The organism is Butyrivibrio sp. VCD2006 (genome assembly GCF_000423925.1).
Lineage (GTDB): Bacteria > Bacillota > Clostridia > Lachnospirales > Lachnospiraceae > Butyrivibrio.
In genome coordinates, this window is the sequence record NZ_AUIX01000047.1 from 1 (window position 1) to 16985 (window position 16985).

A 16985-nucleotide genomic window follows, 5' to 3' on the forward strand; every position below is an offset into this window, starting at 1 on the left:
TTGTCAACTACCACGCACCTAAAGGTACGTGGCTTGCGACTCCCCTGTAGTTTGTTGCAATAACTCCTACATTTTGTCGGTGTAACTTCCGTGGGGTCGCATCATGGGACGGTCGACACCGCCCCTTACAGACAAGACATGCTTATCTGTAACTGTATCAGGTACTCTATATATTAACCTCACGGATAATATATTCCCATGCCGTACAGTAAACGCTAATGCTTGAGTATATTTTACGTAACACCAAGACTTATGTGTTACAACCTCATATATACTTGCCAATGTACAAAGAGTGCCTTTGGTGAACAGCGCACCTAACGGTTTTCTCGTAAAACTTGCTGTTGAGTACATTATAGCATGTATGTTCTTGGATAACAATTTACAAGGCTCCTCCCACCGCCCAAGGGCAGTGGGTTTCCGCCTACGACAACCGAAAGGAATTTATTTATGAAGATAGCAGTATGCGATGATGAAGAAAGAATAAGAAAAATTATAGTGTCGGAACTGAATGCATCGTTTTCGGATGATGAGATTAGTTGCTTTTGCACTGGAGAAAACGTCTTGAGAGTTGTGGAACAAGATGGTTATATGCCTGATATTATTCTTCTGGATATTATGATGCCCGGAGTGTCTGGAATGGATGTCGCCAGGAAACTTCGTGATATTAGTGATGAGGTTGTTATCATTTTTATAACTGGAGAAAAACAGTATGTATTTGATGCTTTTGATGTAAGAGCATTTCATTTCCTTGTAAAGCCATTCTCAAATAAGAAGATGGTTAATGTGATAAAAGATGCAAAAGTGGAAATTGCTAAATCGGCTACTAATTCTCAAAAGAAGTATGTGATGTTGAACTCACGAGGCAGTCATATAAGGCTGTGTGTTTCAGACATTGTTTTTGCAGAAGTGTATGGTGCCAGGATAATCGTACACACAAGAACTGATGAAATTGAATATTATGGACATCTATCAGAACTTGAAAAGCTTGTAGGTGATGATTTTTTAAGGACTCATAGAGGATATCTTGTAAATCTACGATTTGTAAAGAGGTATGATTCTGGAACGTGCTATATGGCAAGGGGTGAAGCACTTATCTCAAAACAAAACTATCCGGTTTTTGTAAAAGCTCTGATGGATTACAACAAAAAGAGAGCTGAGTAAGGTATTACTTCAAAAATTATAGAGGTGAAGAGAATTAATGATTACTGAAGCCATGTGGGACCAGGTAAATAATATATCGATGATTGCAAATGTGCTGTTAAATGCAGTGCTTGTTTCGGTTTTTTACATACCTTTTTTGAGAAGAAGAGTGCGCACAGTTATACTCGGAGTGGTCTATGCAGGAGTGATGTCTATATTGTATTTTGTTCCGGTGAACTTTTCCGGGGTAATTGCCTATGCTCTTGGCTGCAGTGCGGTATGTATTGCCTCCGTTTTCGTAGAGAGGGTGAACGCTCCGCAAATGATGTTTTTATCAATGACGATGTATCTGCTTTTGTGGATATCAATGGAGCTTGCTGTTTTGCCATGGAATCTTATAAGCTCTGTGACTTTTATGAATCCAAAAGTGACAGGAGATTTACAGCAGATTATGCTTTATGGTTTGGCGCAGGCTATTCATGCGGTAATACGGTGCGCTGTTCTGAGCTTTGGAATTCATCTGATTAAGGTCATATACAAGCGCAAGAAAGAGTTAATGGAATGGAGAGAGCTGGCTTTTTTGTCCACAACATACATAGCAATAATTGCATCATACTGGATATGTACATTTATGGAGGAAGCCTTTGAAAAAGCTGCAGGTGACTATTTCGGGCATAGGTATCCTGTATATCATGGAATATGCGCTGTGTTCGGAGTGATAGCTTTTCTTGCCATGATGGCGGTAATTTATTTTTATCATAAGATAAAGGCATCAGAGGAAGAAGTACTGCAAAACTCACTTATACACAGTCAGATCGACGAACTTTCAGGGCATGTTCATTCCATGGAGAAGGTCTATTCGGATTTCCGTGGAATTAGGCATGATATCAACAATCATATTATGGTACTCGGTAATCTAATAAAGGAAAACAGTAGTGATCAGGCTTTACAATACCTAAATGATTGGTCTGAGGATTTCCATACAGTAGACATAAATGCAAAGACCGGAAATCCAGTCACGGATATAGTGATTTCAGAGAAACGGAGACAAGCTGAAGATGCTGGAATACGATTTGTAGATGATTTTCACTATCCGGAGGAAGGAAAAGTAGAATCTATAGATGTGGGTGTTATCCTGAATAATGCTCTTTCAAATGCTATAAGGGCTGCAGAAAACCTGGATAAATCTTTCGTGGAGATAAAATCCTGGCGTAGTGGTGATATGTTCATGGTTCAGGTCAGGAACAGTTTTAGCGGTGTTTTATGGATTTCTGATGAGGATGGACTTGTGAGAACATCGAAGCCGGATTTTGATAAGCATGGGTATGGACTGAAAAATATGCGAAGAATTGCAGAAAAGTATTTTGGAACAACACAACTGGAACAGGAGGATGATACAGTTATTTTCACAGCTATGATGGTAATTTAATGTAAAACCAGTCCATTCATGATTGAAAAAGGTCGTTTCGTGAAAAATCTATAATGGTTTTTGGTTAACTTTCCGAAGCCTTTGTTAGAGATGAGAGAACTTCCATTTTTAATACAAGGATGCTAGTCGCACTTAGCGAGCACCGCGAGCTTAGTAAGACTGTATGCGGAGCGAAGCGAAGGAGGTAAGTAAGATGGCTTTAACAAATGTAATGACTCAGTCTCTTATATCTGCCAGTACATCCATGAAACAGATACAGCTTCAGCAGGGAGTGAAGAAGCAGATGGATGGAAAGGCCGGTGTCCTGGATGCTGAGATCAAGAGAGATGAGGCATCCGGCGTGGATACCACAAAAAAGAAAGAAGAACTAGCTGAAACTCAGAAAAGATCTGAAGACATAGCAAATAACAATATGGAGCAGATTGCTGAGACTAATAAGGAAATGCAGAAAGCCAGGGAAGCTGATGCAACCCTGCAGAAAGAGAATGAGAGAGATGAAGCAGCGCGTGAAAAGAAGAGAGCTGAGAGAAGGTGGCAGGAACAGCATCTTCAGGAGGCTGCATCAGAAAGAAGAGCGGAAGAATCAGACAGAGTTGCAAATGCACAGGCAAGTGCATCAGGATTCTCAGACGAAGAAAATGCAAAGGCACAGCAGATCGATGTCGGTGGCGTGAAGGTTTCTGTGGTTTCAGAGTCCACACATAATACAAAAGTGCCTCATATTAATGAAAAGATTGCAAAATCCACCGGAGCAGAGGTATCTGCAGCAGAAGGTGTCAGTGTTAGCATTGATGTAGAGACTTGAGTCGAAAAAAATAAAAAATCCAAAAAAATCATTAACAGCTATTAATTATTAACACACATTATCCGATATGTTATTATGAAAAGGTAACATATCGGATTATGTGGCATTTTGAGGAGGTTTTCATGAAAAGAGAAGAAATGCTTCCTAGTGAGAGTGAATGGCTGATAATGGAGACACTTTGGGATGCTGGAAGAGACCTTACTTCTGTAGAGATATGTGAGAAACTTCCCGGACAGGACAAAATGTCGCAGCGAATGGTGAGAGTTCTTATCAACAGGCTGTGCAAGAAGAATCTTATTTCATATACAGTAGATGAAAAAGATAGCAGAGTTTATCATTATCTTCCCATAAAGACAAAGGAAGAATGCAGACGTGAAAAGAGCATAGATTTTGCCAATAATTATTTTGGAGGAAATAAACTAGGTGCGGCTTTTGCTTTTCTGGAGGCAGAGTCACTTACTGAAGATCAGATAAAGGAACTTGAAAACATTATAAAGAATGCAAAGAAGAATAAGTAGCTCACGGATGAGCAGAGGTATGTTATGCAAGGACTGCAGCAATTCTTTACAAATTTATCACAGTTTTTTGAATTTTTGGTCGTTTATTATTCGATCATTTTAGGTTTCTGTGCGCTTATATCAGTACTGGTTTTGGGGATCATTATGTTCCTTAGAAAGACTGTCTTAGCAGATAGAGTATTTGCGAAGGCTGCTTCTTGGGGACTATTGATCCTTTGTTTATTTTGCGGAAAACTTAAGCTTATTTTCGAAACCAAAGCCGGGTGGTATACATTGGGCAGATGGAATCTGTTATGTGCACACAGGATCGTTTCAATTATCTATATAGTTGGAATATTCATATTTGCGACATATTTTATATACAGAAGAAGGCGACTAAATAAATTTGTGAAGGGGCTGGATAAAGCCACGACCTGCGGCTTTGATAATGAAATTAGAAAATATCCGGGTACTATTTCCCCTTTCTGCATAGGTTGTATCCATCCTATAATAGTTATTCCGGAAAAGCTTGACGTGCAGAATGCTCTTATAGTTATAAAGCATGAAGAAACTCACATTAAACTGGGACAGCTTTGGATAATTGCCGGATATGATATGGTGCGGTGTCTTTTGTGGCCTAATGTTTTTCTTCATATTGCTGCAAAGTACATAAAAAGGGATCTTGAAGATGTTTGTGATGCTGTGACTATGCAAATGAATGGGATTGATCCTTTTGATTATGGTGAATCACTTCTGGCAAATGCCAGGGAAATCATGTTGTCCCGAAAAAACATGAAGTGCGAAGAAGGGTTCCTTTTTGCATGGGATGATAATTATAAGGTGCTAAATAAAAGGATCCACAGGATACTTGAGAGGAATGGCTATAACAGAAAAGTGGTTTTAGCCGGTGGTGTCCTTTTCATAATGGCACTTATAGCTTCAATCTTTGGAATAAAATGCTTTTCGTACAAGCGTAATAACCCGTTGGATATAAGTGGCATTTACAGCATGACAAAGATGGATACGGTTGTGCAAGATACAGAAGAAAAGGTAGTTACAGGGTACGATGGGGATTACATATATATTGATGGAGAAGCTTTAAAGGAAGCATACCCTGATGCTGAAATAGAAGAGCAATCTCTATTTGTATTTGTCGGGGGATATTATAAAATACCCGGAGTAGGCGGTGGAGGAGGCTGGGGTGAATTTTCAGCATCTGACATTAAGGACGGAGTGTTCAGAATAGAGAACCATGATGATATAGATGTATGGAACTGGATGATAATGTGGTTATGAAAAATCTTTATGCGTAGCGAAGCAAGGAGGCTAGTCGCACTTAGCGAACTTGTGAGCTTAGTAAGACTGTATGCGGAACGAAGTGGAGAAGGCGATAACTATGTATGGATATGAACTACAGATCAGAGGAAATACAGAGTATTACTCAAAGCGCTTATATGACCTTAATGGTAACCATGTAGGGACTATCTCTATGTCCAGGCCAAGGAAAACGAGTAACAGCTCTAAAAAGAAGAGACCTGCTATGTATAGCTTCAAGCAGGTTTCAGCACAGGTATTAAGTGCCAAGACTTCCGCAAAAGCTGCTCAGGTTTCAATCGGGATCAGGATGAAAATCGGGAACCTTCAGAAGAAGCTGAAAACCGGAGAATACGATGATGAAGAGATTCTGAGGGCAATCCTGCATGCGGAAATGGTTCAACGTGCCTGTGAGAAGAAAAAGAAGAACCTGAAAATGGAAGAAACTGCTGAGCAGAATATGGACGAAGGATTGCCTTCTGAGCAGGAAAATCCTTTAGAAAAAGTTCAGTCGGATGAGGAAATAAGGGAACTTGAACAGGAAGAGTTCGAAGCTCTTATGGAAAAGCTGGAAATGTCTGCTGAGGAGATGTATGAAGAGGCTGAGGAAACGGCTCAGCTAGATCAGGAGCTAGATGAGATGGCTGAGGCACTTTCAGGAGCCATGGAGCCGCAGGATCTTGAACAGCTAAAGGCTAAACACAGATCTGATGAAGCAAGGGATATCATGAAGGCTGACTTAAAATATCTAAAGGCAATGTTTGAAAGACTTCAGGCAGAAAAAGAGAATTTGGGGAAATCGTCAGTTTCATCAGGTTTTGATAGCGGTGTTTCGCTATCACTTGGCGGAGATGAGATGCCCGTGATGGTACAGGACTCTGGAATGACAGAAGTAGGTGGCATGGTTGATGCAGAAATATAGCTTTTTTATAACTAAATGATTAACAGATGTTAATAAAGGAGGTATTTGTTATGAGTACAGGATTAGTAGGAAACATTCAGAATACTGATTATTCAGTCATGAACACAGAAAACTATAGTTCTGAAAATGGAAAGAAAACTGACAGTGTTCAGGAAGTAGCAAGCGAGAATAAAGAATCTGCGGCAGTTTACGAGAAGACGGCTGAAAAGGATGCAGGGTTATATAGCATAAATAAGAAGTCACCTGCAGACAGAGCAGCAATAGTTCAGCAGATGAAACATGCTGAAGAGGATCAGAGAAACAAGCTTCTGGAAATTGTCAGGAAAACATTGGAAGGTCAGGTTTCAGCTTTTGGAAAGGCAACAGATGACAGCTTTTGGAAAAGACTGGCTGGTGGCAATTTCAAGGTAGATGCAGCAACTAAAGCTCAGGCACAAAAGGATATTTCTGAAGATGGATATTATGGTGTAAAGCAGACTTCTCAGAGACTTTTTGACTTTGCATCAGCTCTTGCAGGCGATGATGTAGAGAAAATGAAAAAGATGCAGAAGGCTATGGAAAAGGGATTCAATCTGGCTACAGGTGCATGGGGGAGAGAGCTTCCATCCATATGTAATGAAACATTGAAGGCAGCAAACAAGCTTTTTGATGATTATTATAAGTCGAAGGAAGAGGAGACTGCAGCTACTACAGCAAATGCTACTGAGCAATAATCTATGGGAGGATCTGCATATGGGATGGATTAAAAGCATATATGCGAAAGCAATAGCATTGCTGGAATCTTTTTTCTCAATGGAAAAGGATTCATATATCACACAAGAGCAGATTGAAGAGTTAGAAAGAGTATTGGAGAGTACATATGAACATAAATGTACAGGGTTTAAAACTGTTTAATAATTTTTCCTCCAAGGCAGAACAGAACCGAATGGAACGGCAGCAAAAACGCGATAATCAGATTGCGTTTATCGAGAACCAAAAGCATAACCTCAAAAATATACAGTCTGAGTCCATTGAAGATATCAAGAAGAAACTTCAAATGATTGAAGACTATGATAATCAGATATCTGCGGTTAAAGCGGAATACAACCATGAACAGGTATTTCATATGCTTGATGAGGCATGGGAGACCGGAGAGAAGATTGCTGAAGCAGCCAAGAAAGCAGCACCCAAGACACCCGAAGAACGCAAAGAAGAGCTTATCGAAGAAGCAACAGGAGCCACGAAGAGCGATGGACTTCTTGCGGATGTTGCGGATGAACTCGAGGATATCTCTGATGAAATGGAAGAGATGGAAGAATCCATTGAGGAGATGGAAGAGAACCCTGAAGAAATGGAAATTGATCAAAGCCTGGAGGCGCAGAATCTAACAGGACAGCAGATATCTGAAGAAATAATGATCCACAGTGAAGCAAAGGAGGGCAAGGAGATGTCAACGATAAGAGACTCATTAAGTGGTAGTTATTATGATAAATCTGATTATGATTTCAGCGATTATAATCAGAATGCAAGCTCTTTTTTATCGGGGCTAAATATAAATACCAGCACAAGTGCAACAAGTCCTTTTAGTGTTTCTGATTATGCTATGCTCCGAAATGGCTCGTACAAAAAGCTTGTGAAAGCATACTATGCCAAGCAGAAAGCAGAAAATGCTGCTGCAGGTAAGGACTCGCATGCAAAGCTTAATTCCATGGCAAGTAATGCAGGCACATTGACGAAAGCTGCGCAGAATCTGATGAAGGACTCTCTTTGGCAAAAAAAGCAGAAGACTACTAAAAATGAGGAAACAGGTGAAGAGACAGTAACTGAAGAGTACGATTGGGATAGCATTGGCAAGGCTGTTAAGAGCTTTGTGGATAGTTACAACCGAACATTGGATGGTGCTGCAGAGTCAAACACCAAAGATGTGCTACGTTCTGCTACATCGATGATTAAAACAACTGAAGTAAATGAGGATCTATTAAACAAGGTGGGCATAAGTGTAGGAGCCAATAATAAGCTTGAGGTGGATGAGGATAAGCTTAAGAGTTCAGATATAAAAACACTAAAGACACTTTTCACTGGGTATAATTCGTTTGCGTCAAAGATGAGTGACAAAGGAATGGCGATTACTAACGCAGCAGCAAGAGTTGGTGGATCGTATAATAGCCAGGGAAGATATTCGGATGCACTTTCATCACTGCTACCACGGGCTGTTGATAAGAAGGAATAAGATCATTGAACCGTATGGTGATCAGGAGGGTAGCTGTTAAATAATATATCAGAAGGCTGGGGTAAGTGACAGTTCCCCAGCTTTTTCTGTATTAATAAAAATATAGGCTGTTACGCATATATATCCATAAATGGCTATGGTCACAGGAAAATTCGTGGTACTTGTTATTAAAGGGAACTATACTGAAATTTTAGTAACTCTATTGGTGACTACTGCAAGCAGATATAATCAAAAGTATATGTAATATTGACTATTATAAGGGGCGGATGTACGATATAAGTGTAAAAACCTATTACATGCAAACGATAGGAGGAACACTTTTAATGATTGATATGAATATGATGATTGCAGGCAATATACTTAAGCTGCTTAAGAAACAGAATAAAAAACAGACAGATCTTGCAGAAGCACTTGGAACAAATAAGCAGACGGTGAATAAGATGCTGAATGGTGCACGCATGATTAATGCCATTGAACTTAAGTCTATAGCTGAATACCTTGGTGTAAGGATGGAGGAACTCACAAGGATTTCTCCTGAATATGGGGATACTGATATTGTCCATGCTTTTATGGGCAAAGTTCAGTCTGAAGAGGCAAGACAGGCACTGAAAATAGCTGATGAACTTTCAGATATGATTCTTTTCCACAAGAGAGTACGTGAAAATGGAAATGCCATGATGCAGCCTTGGGGGAATGACTAATGGGGAATATATTAGAAGAAAGCCTGTTTGGCAAGCAGCCTAAACAGTTTGAGAGCATAAATGCTTTGGCAAAAGCTTTTTCTGTAAATTATTGTGGAAGCACGATTATCCGTGATTCCATATTTAGCATTGCTGAAAACTATGCCAGAAAAAGGGAATTAACGCTGGAAGTGCTCAGATATCCTTTTAAGGATGATGAATTATGGGCATTTACCTTTGTAAAAAAAGGAACAATATTTCTTTGCGTCAATTCCGGCTTGGCTCTTTGTAAACAGATATTTGCTGTTGCTCATGAGCTGTACCACATTCACTGCTATGCTGAAGATATAGACCCTAGTACCATAGCAAGCGGCTCATTATTGGATTCAAAAACTGCGGATGATACTGCGAAATCTCAGGAGGATCTTGAGGCAAACGCTTTTGCTGGATTACTTCTAATGCCTGACGGAATATTGGATGAGCAGATCAAGCTATATGGTATTGCTGCGGATAAGATATCTGTTGATGATGTCCTTATCTTGATGGAATTGTTTGCACTTCCGTACAAGGCGGTGGTACTGAGGCTTGTTGAGAACCATGATATGTCAAATAGTAAAGCCAAAGAACTACTGGAATGTGACGCTGATTATGTTTCAGAAAGAATTAAACTTACGGGTAAAGCTTTAAAATGGCAACAAAATAGTAAGGACCTTTCATATCTTGGAAGTCTCCTTGATGATATGGAGTACAACAAAGAACAGGAACTTCTGACCGAAAGCCGTGAGAAATCGGATATGGAGTATTTGGAAAAAATCAGAAAGGGCTTTCTCGCGGAAGGCTAAGAGGTGGGCATTTGATGAAAGAGAAATATGCTCTTCTTGATACTGATTTTATTTCCAAGACGCATTTGATCCGTAAGGATGAAGAGAATAAGCTGATTGATCGTATAACGGAGATGCCGGGGTATCGCTTCTATTGTCATGAACAGATAAAAACAGAACTCCAAAGACATAATATTGCAGGCTCTCCTGAGTGGCTTGAGAAAAAGATATCATCTGGAGTGGTTCATTGTATTACGGACGAAGAGATTGTTGATGAACTAAAGGCTATATACTCGGATTCAGCAGTGGCTATGTATTCTAACATGTTGAAAAATGGGTGTGAGGCATATAGAAGCGGATATTTTGAAGAACAGTTTAAGAGAATTCAGGGTGTCAATTATTCTAAGACTACAAAAGAACAGTTTTTGAAGGAGCTTTCGGAAGACTGTGACGATATAGGACCAGGTAATAATCTTGGAGAGCTTAAAAGCTATGTCCTTCTTCAGATGCTTAGTACAAAGCTTGGCGAGCAGATATATGTCTTTTGTTCGGATGATAGAAATGCTCGGAATGGCATAGTAAGTCTTGGAGGTGCAAGGTGCATCAGTGTCTTATCATCGTTTATGCGGCTTAATGTGGATGCTAACATGACAAGAGAAGAGGCGCAGCCGTATTTGGACTCGTATCTTGAAGAAAGCCGGAAGAACAAACAGACCACTTTTAGGGTTCATGACACATCAAAAGAAATGCGATATTGCAGAGTGCCTTGCGAACAGGTCATTGATGAAATGTATGCCGGTAAATTTGATGTGCTGCTGAATGGTAATCTAAGATATAAGGAATAGGATTATATAAAAAAATGAAGGGCAGTGTTCTGCACGATAACAAGTATTTGATGTTGTGATATCATAGAAGCATGTGTTTTGGTAATGAAAATGCATGCTTTTTTGCGCATTAAAAGATTATCGTGTGAAAATGATGTTAAAACACGCCTTTGGAATATGACACAAAAGATGTTATTAGGTGAGGAGCTATGGAACAGATTCTTATTGTTGAGGACGATATAACTTTAAATCAGGGGCTATGTAAGGCTTTAAAAGAAAATGACAGGCAGATTGTGTCTTGTGAGAGCATAAGTGAAGCAAAAGAACAGCTGTCTCTTGGTACAGTTTCTTTTGTACTTTTGGATATCAAAAGAGCATGAATTACCGGATGCGGATTCCGGTCTGATCAAGAATAGTGATGACTGGGTTAAGGAACTTGATATAAAAATGGCTGGGAATAAGGTTTATCGGCTTGGCTAGCTCTGGGGACAGGATCCGGAATACAATGATGTAAGTCTTACCTGTAATTAGTGTCAGTGTTGGAGAGGAAAAGTATATGGGAGAGCAGAGTTTGGGAAGAGTCAAGTCAGCGACAAGGAATATCATGTTCGGGTATGTTGGGCAGGTTGCGACCATGCTCATGAGCTTTGTGCTGCGCAAAATTTTTATCCTGTACCTTGCTGACACTCTTCTGGGAATCAACAGCACATATACAAATGTTTTGTCAATCCTTAACATGGCGGAGCTTGGCATTGGAACGGCGCTGAACTTCAGCCTCTACGGGCCTGTTGCCCGCGGCGAAAAAGAGAAGATCAAGTCCTACATGCAGCTGTACCGGAAGGCATATTTTGTCATCGCCATGGTTGTCGCAGGAATCGGTCTTGCGCTTGCGCCATTCATCAAATATCTCGTTAAGAACCCCGGAGTATCTTCGAGGGATCTGGTTCTTTTTTATCTTATCTTCCTGTTTAACACAGTCAGCAGCTACTTTGTGGCATATAAATACAGCCTGGTAAATGCTGAACAGAAGAACTATATTCAGTCAAACATCATCACAATTACCAAGATAATAACGGTCTTCTGTCAGATTATCGTTCTTGTCATTACCAGGAATTTCTATTTCTTTTTGATAACGGATGCGATTATTCAGCTCATTCAGAAAATTTTTGTGTATAGATATCTCGACAATCTTTATCCGTATCTCAGAGAAAAGAACGTTCAAAAGCTATCGAAAGAAGAGAGCAACGAGATCTGGAAAAAGACAAAGGCACTCGTTTATCACAAAGTTGGCGATGTGGCGAGACTTCAGACCGACATTCTTATCATATCTTCACTTGTGGAAGTAAGAATGGCAGGAGTTGTTGACAACTACAATCTTGTTATCAGCTCGGTTTCCAATTTCGTCAACATCATTTTCAATTCTGTTATTTCAAGCTTCGGAAACCTCATAGCGACTGAATCCAAAGACAAGCAGTACAGTATGTTCAAGGTCTACAGGTTTTTTGCTTCCTGGGTTTACGGGTTTTCCTGTGTGGTCTTCATGGTTCTTTTGACACCGCTTATAAGGCTGTGGCTTGGAGATAAGTGGATTCTTCCTGCTGCGGCAGTTTACTGTATCCTGATTGACTATTATTTCAAGGGCGACAGGATTGTGCTGAGTAACTACAAGACTGCAGCAGGCGTATTTGAGCCGGACAAATATCTTGCACTTATCCAGGGAGCGGTCAATCTGGTGCTGTCAATCTGGCTTGTGCAGACACCTCTCGGGATTACCGGCGTCTACATCGGAACCATTGTTTCCGGACTTATTGCGAATATTACAAAGCCTATCATTATTTACAGAGCCTGCTTTGACAGGAACGCTGTCAGCTACTTTCTGGATACTGCGAAATATCTTTTGAGCCTTGTTGCGGTAATGGTTTCATGCCATTATATCAGTAAGTTCATGCTTGCAAACCTCACCATTCCGGGATTTATCCTGATGGCGCTGATCATTACGGTGATCTTCAATGGAGTTTATTTCATATTGTACGGCAGGAGCGAAGAGTTTAAGTATTTATTTGAGAAACTCCGGAATTGGAAGAAGTGAGGCAATGAATAATTAGAAATATGCGTATGTAATATGGAGAATGATCATGGGTATATGTGAGGAAATATTACAGGAAGCGATAAAAGACCTGGACGATATCATGAATGTGTCGCCAAAGAGTGCAGATTGGGGACAAGGAATATGGCAGAAAGGGTGGCATGCTTAAACTAACGTTTGAAGAGGACTGCTTGATGTTTAATGGTATCACCTGTAAAAGAATAGGTTAGGCAAAATAAAGATGAAAGAACGAATTATAGATGATGAAATAAGACTGATTCCATATTACAGAAATGATGAGGTATCACTTCCCTGGTATCAGGACCTTGATGTATGTAAACAGGTTGACAACAGGGATGAACCATATGATCTGGAGCTTTTGCATTGTATGTATGATTATCTCTGCGCGCATGGAGATTGTTACTACATAGAGTACAAGGGCACTCTGGTTGGTGATGTCTCTCTAAGAGATAATGCGGAAGTTGCCATTGTGGTATGTAAGGAATATCAGAATCAGCATATTGGAAGACGTTGCATTCAGGATATGCTGAGATTGGCGAAAGAAAAAGGCATGCAGACAGTCAAGGCTAATATCTATTCCTTTAATACACAGAGTCAGTGCATGTTTGAATCGATAGGATTTAAGAAAACAGATGAAGAGTGGTATGAATTTAAGGTATATGCTGATGATTAAAAGAATAGAACCTAAGGTTTATGATTATATCCTTAAATTAAATGAAGAAAATGTCGATGTCCTGATACCTACGGACAGAGAAGAACTGGAATACCTTGCAGAAAAAGCAGTGCTCTTTCATGTTATCTACGTAGATGAGAATCCTGCCGGCTTTATCATTGCTTTACGAGAAGGACTTAAGGACTATGATTTCAGGAGCTATAGATGGTTTGAAGAGCGGTATCCAAGATTTCTTTATATAGACCGAGTTGTTGTTGATAAAAAATACTGGAAAAGAGGTTTTGGGCGAAAGCTCTATCAATGTGCATTTGATTATGCAAGAGAAAAAGACATAGAGATAGTGGCAGCTGCGATTACAACTGTTCCATATAATGAAGAAAGTATGGCTTTTCACGCAAAAATGGAATTCCATGAAATAGGCGAACAACTTATTCGTGGAGGCACTGTCAGAATATCACAACAAGTTAAGGATTTTAGAATTGTGTAAGGGAGATTATGGCATGGGAATCATAATAAAAGCGATGGAAACAGACAGTGAGAAAAAGGGTAAAGCATATGTGCATTGGAAATCCTGGCACGAGGCCTATGAAAATATTGTAAGCAAAGACTATTTGAACAAGCTCACGCTGGAGAAGTGTGAGGAATGGGCTTTTCAGTGGCCTGAGAATACATATGTTGCTTTGGATGGGGATAAGGTTGTTGGATTTGTCTGCTACTTTGGAAAAGGCAAAGATGCTCTGGGAGTTGGAGAAATTAACGCTATCTATGTTTTATCAGATTATTATGGCACCGGAGTTTCTAAGAAACTCATGGATGTAGGTCTTGAACACCTGAAAGACTATCATACAAAAGAGCTGTGGGTACTTAAGGACAATCCTCGAGCTATCAGCTTTTATAAGAAATATGGTTTTAAAGAGGATGGGACACAAAAAGAGATTAAGAGTCTTGGTGCTACAGAAATAAGAATGGTTAAATAGTTATATGATGATGGGTACCGGTGTTTTAGCGGTACCTTATTTTTCTTTCACATGCGAAATCTTATTTCATAGTGCAGATGTAAATTATTACAATCTGGGCGTTAATTATTACAATTACCATTTTCAAGCGTATATGGATGCTATAATTTCCTTGTGCATATGAGAGTACATTTGACCTAAGGGAGAGGTAATGAATACTTACAGGATAGCAATATGTGATGACGAATCACTGACATGCCAGGAAATAAAAGACATTCTGGTAAACAATTCGCATCAGATTGGTGTGAACTTCGACACAGAGATTTTTTATACAGGCGAATCACTTATAGAAAACATCAGATGCGGAGCGGCATATGACTTTCTGATACTTGATATAGAACTGGCCAGGTTGAGCGGCATTGATGTAGGGAAATTCCTGCGTGAAGAAAATAGAAACTTTCACACTCAGATCATATATGTTTCATCAAAAGAAACCTATGCAATGAAGCTGTTTTCGGTACAGCCATTGGACTTCCTTGTTAAGCCGGTAACAGAAGAGACATTATTTAAGGCTCTGAAGCGTGGCTTTGAGATCATAGGAGAATCAGGCGACTATTTTACATGTAAGGTCGGAAGGGAAGAAATCGCTATCAGCTGTAAGGATATCCTGTATTTATTCAGTAATAAAAGAATAGTTAGCATAGTCTGTCGCGATGAGACCATAGACTATTATGGCAAGCTTTCAGAAGAAATAAAAAAGCTCCCGGATTACTTTGCTCAGATTCATAATTCTTATGTGATCAATTTAAATGCCCTAAAAAAGACCGGCAATGACCATGTGGTTATGAATAATGGAGAGCAGATTAGCATCAGCCGTAAATATGCTGAGTCCTTTAAGAATAAAATCTTTTCCCGATGGAAGAAAATGTGTTGCGAGGGTTAAATGGAATACTATCTGATAAATGTTTTATGTAATTTTTTACTGCTTCTTGTGATCAGGCGGTTTATGGGGGATTTTCTCCTGTTTGATTCAGATAACAGAGTGAAAAGAGAAGTATATTCTTTGTGCTGGTTCGTGGGTACTATTGCTGTTAATGAACTTTTACATATGCCGGCCATAAATCTCATTGTAAACATTCTGCTGATGATACTAATAGCAAGTGCATATGAGGGCAGTCTGCTAAAGAAAATACTGGTAAGCATGATAATTGCTGTATTAGGAGCTGCCTGCGATATGCTGGCCTATGCAATAACTACCCCTTTTTTGAGTAGCTCTGATTATTTCTACAGTCAGCCATTTACGGTTATCTTTCTGCTTATATTGGAAAGAATCCTGGGGGTTACAATCCGCAAGGAAAAGACCTGGGATGTAGTCGGAAAAGAGATGATTGTCCTATCAGGATTCCCGGTTATGGCGGCAGTGATCTTATACTGTGTAACTGCTATGGAATCTGGGGTATACAGACTAATTGCCTGTATATGCGTCGTCGGAATATCTGCGCTGTCCATCGTATTGTACAACAGACTGGCTATTAATCTCGGAGACAAGATGAGGAAAATATACCTTGAACGAGAGGTTGAAGCTTACAGGCATGAGATGGAGCTGATGCGCATTTCAAACAGAAAAGAAGAGAATTTCAGGCATGATCTCCGCCATCATCTGTTTGAAATAGAAGGTTTGGCAAAGCAAGGTGAAGATGAACAGATATGTTCTTATATCGAGGAATTACGAGGGACATTTGCTGATTCAAAGAGGCTGGTCCATACCGGTGAGTATGAAACTGACAGTCTTATCAATTATCTACTTGATAATGCCAGGAACCATCAAATAGAAGTTACCTGCGATGTAAAGATTCCGGAGGATATGGATGTATCCAGATGCAAGCTTAATGTAGTTGTTGGAAATCTTCTGGAAAATGCGATAGATGCTGCGTCAAAAGCAGAAGATAAAGAGCTCTTCCTGACTATGAAATATTCAGGAGGAATGCTGTTTTTGCAGATCAAGAATACATTTAGCGGAATAGTAAATATCGATAATGGGCGTATTCATGGCAGAAAGAGCAAAGACAGTCATGGGATTGGACTAAGAAGCGTTCAGGATCTGGTGAATGAGCAAAATGGAACACTTGAGATATCAGTAGAAGAGAACATGTTTGTTGCTGAGGGAATGATTCCGATGGAGTGAGTCTTTAGGGGCGAAATTTCGAATAAGAGGAGGTTTGTGGCAATGGATTTTAGAAATATGCAAGAGATGTATATGGACATTGTGCATAGGTTCAACAAGATAGAGGCTAGTGAATGGAAAGCTCAGGGCACAATGATTGAACTAATAAAACAAGTTGGGGAACTTGCTAAGCAGGTCATGCTTAAAGAAAAATATTATGCTTTTTCTGACAATGATCCTGTTATCGATGAAAGACTTGGAAACGAAATGGCCGACGTGATTGCCCAGGTAATTCGCTTAGCAGATTATTATGAAATTGATCTTGAGGATGCGTTCATAAAGGCAAGGTCGGATGAAGATGAATATTTGAAAAGCAGAGGTGTGTGATTTATAACGCATTTTATCATATCCAATCGCAGTGGGAATATGAATTTATAGTAATGA

At 39.7% G+C, this 16985-nt stretch carries 20 protein-coding genes; all 20 read left to right on the top strand.

Features of this window, described 5'->3' with window-relative positions; translation table 11 throughout:
- The first annotated feature begins 447 nt into the window (after window positions 1-447).
- The 20 genes from G586_RS0115195 (at window position 448) to G586_RS23350 (ending at window position 16928) form a co-directional block, all read left to right on the top strand.
- Entirely contained in the window at window positions 448-1161 is a 714-nt protein-coding gene (locus G586_RS0115195; protein ID WP_026528416.1) for a LytR/AlgR family response regulator transcription factor, read from the top strand.
- 37 nt (window positions 1162-1198) lie between these two features.
- Window positions 1199-2569 carry a sensor histidine kinase gene (locus G586_RS0115200; protein WP_026528417.1) on the top strand — a complete coding sequence of 457 codons (1371 nt, stop codon included), beginning with the start codon at window positions 1199-1201 and terminating at the stop codon, window positions 2567-2569.
- 193 nt (window positions 2570-2762) lie between these two features.
- A complete protein-coding gene (locus G586_RS0115205) occupies window positions 2763-3374 on the top strand; it encodes a hypothetical protein (protein ID WP_026528418.1) in 612 nt (203 codons plus the stop codon).
- Window positions 3375-3496: 122 nt separating this feature from the next.
- On the top strand, window positions 3497-3892 hold the full coding sequence (locus G586_RS0115210; RefSeq protein ID WP_026528419.1) for a BlaI/MecI/CopY family transcriptional regulator: 396 nt from the start codon (window positions 3497-3499) through the stop codon (window positions 3890-3892).
- Window positions 3893-4165: 273 nt separating this feature from the next.
- On the top strand, window positions 4166-5167 hold the full coding sequence (locus G586_RS0115215) for a M56 family metallopeptidase (protein WP_196811619.1): 1002 nt from the start codon (window positions 4166-4168) through the stop codon (window positions 5165-5167).
- A gap of 70 nt (window positions 5168-5237) precedes the next feature.
- Complete coding sequence (locus G586_RS0115220) at window positions 5238-6107, top strand: hypothetical protein (RefSeq protein ID WP_155834205.1); 870 nt, start codon at window positions 5238-5240, stop codon at window positions 6105-6107.
- 50 nt (window positions 6108-6157) lie between these two features.
- A complete protein-coding gene (locus G586_RS23330) occupies window positions 6158-6820 on the top strand; it encodes a hypothetical protein (protein WP_035773423.1) in 663 nt (220 codons plus the stop codon).
- 19 nt (window positions 6821-6839) lie between these two features.
- The gene (locus G586_RS26270; protein WP_155834206.1) at window positions 6840-7001 is read left to right on the top strand and encodes a hypothetical protein; all 162 of its coding nucleotides are present in this window, start codon (window positions 6840-6842) and stop codon (window positions 6999-7001) included.
- Window positions 6967-8316: a hypothetical protein gene (locus G586_RS26275; RefSeq protein ID WP_051204835.1), complete on the top strand. Its 1350-nt coding sequence runs from the start codon at window positions 6967-6969 to the stop codon at window positions 8314-8316. The genes G586_RS26270 and G586_RS26275 overlap by 35 nt, the downstream gene beginning before the upstream one ends.
- Window positions 8317-8639: 323 nt before the next feature.
- Window positions 8640-9017 carry a helix-turn-helix domain-containing protein gene (locus G586_RS0115245; protein ID WP_026525278.1) on the top strand — a complete coding sequence of 126 codons (378 nt, stop codon included), beginning with the start codon at window positions 8640-8642 and terminating at the stop codon, window positions 9015-9017.
- Window positions 9017-9838 (top strand): ImmA/IrrE family metallo-endopeptidase, encoded by an 822-nt coding sequence (locus G586_RS0115250; protein ID WP_026528422.1) that lies wholly within the window; start codon window positions 9017-9019, stop codon window positions 9836-9838. The genes G586_RS0115245 and G586_RS0115250 overlap by 1 nt, the downstream gene beginning before the upstream one ends.
- Window positions 9839-9852: 14 nt before the next feature.
- Complete coding sequence (locus G586_RS0115255) at window positions 9853-10662, top strand: hypothetical protein (RefSeq protein WP_026528423.1); 810 nt, start codon at window positions 9853-9855, stop codon at window positions 10660-10662.
- A gap of 188 nt (window positions 10663-10850) precedes the next feature.
- Window positions 10851-11021, top strand: a complete 171-nt coding sequence (locus tag G586_RS26280) for a response regulator (RefSeq protein ID WP_155834208.1) — start codon at window positions 10851-10853, stop codon at window positions 11019-11021.
- A gap of 176 nt (window positions 11022-11197) precedes the next feature.
- Window positions 11198-12730, top strand: a complete 1533-nt coding sequence (locus G586_RS0115265; protein ID WP_242832037.1) for a lipopolysaccharide biosynthesis protein — start codon at window positions 11198-11200, stop codon at window positions 12728-12730.
- A 238-nt stretch (window positions 12731-12968) separates the two neighbouring features.
- Window positions 12969-13421, top strand: a complete 453-nt coding sequence (locus tag G586_RS0115275; RefSeq protein WP_026528425.1) for a GNAT family N-acetyltransferase — start codon at window positions 12969-12971, stop codon at window positions 13419-13421.
- A complete protein-coding gene (locus G586_RS23345) occupies window positions 13414-13908 on the top strand; it encodes a GNAT family N-acetyltransferase (RefSeq protein ID WP_196811620.1) in 495 nt (164 codons plus the stop codon). The genes G586_RS0115275 and G586_RS23345 overlap by 8 nt, the downstream gene beginning before the upstream one ends.
- 13 nt (window positions 13909-13921) lie before the next feature.
- Complete coding sequence (locus tag G586_RS0115285) at window positions 13922-14398, top strand: GNAT family N-acetyltransferase (protein WP_026528426.1); 477 nt, start codon at window positions 13922-13924, stop codon at window positions 14396-14398.
- A gap of 190 nt (window positions 14399-14588) precedes the next feature.
- Window positions 14589-15320: a LytR/AlgR family response regulator transcription factor gene (locus G586_RS0115290; protein ID WP_026528427.1), complete on the top strand. Its 732-nt coding sequence runs from the start codon at window positions 14589-14591 to the stop codon at window positions 15318-15320.
- Between the two features lie 63 nt (window positions 15321-15383).
- A complete protein-coding gene (locus G586_RS0115295) occupies window positions 15384-16562 on the top strand; it encodes a sensor histidine kinase (RefSeq protein WP_196811621.1) in 1179 nt (392 codons plus the stop codon).
- A gap of 42 nt (window positions 16563-16604) precedes the next feature.
- The gene (locus G586_RS23350; RefSeq protein WP_035773424.1) at window positions 16605-16928 is read left to right on the top strand and encodes a MazG-like family protein; all 324 of its coding nucleotides are present in this window, start codon (window positions 16605-16607) and stop codon (window positions 16926-16928) included.
- Window positions 16929-16985 lie beyond the last annotated feature (57 nt).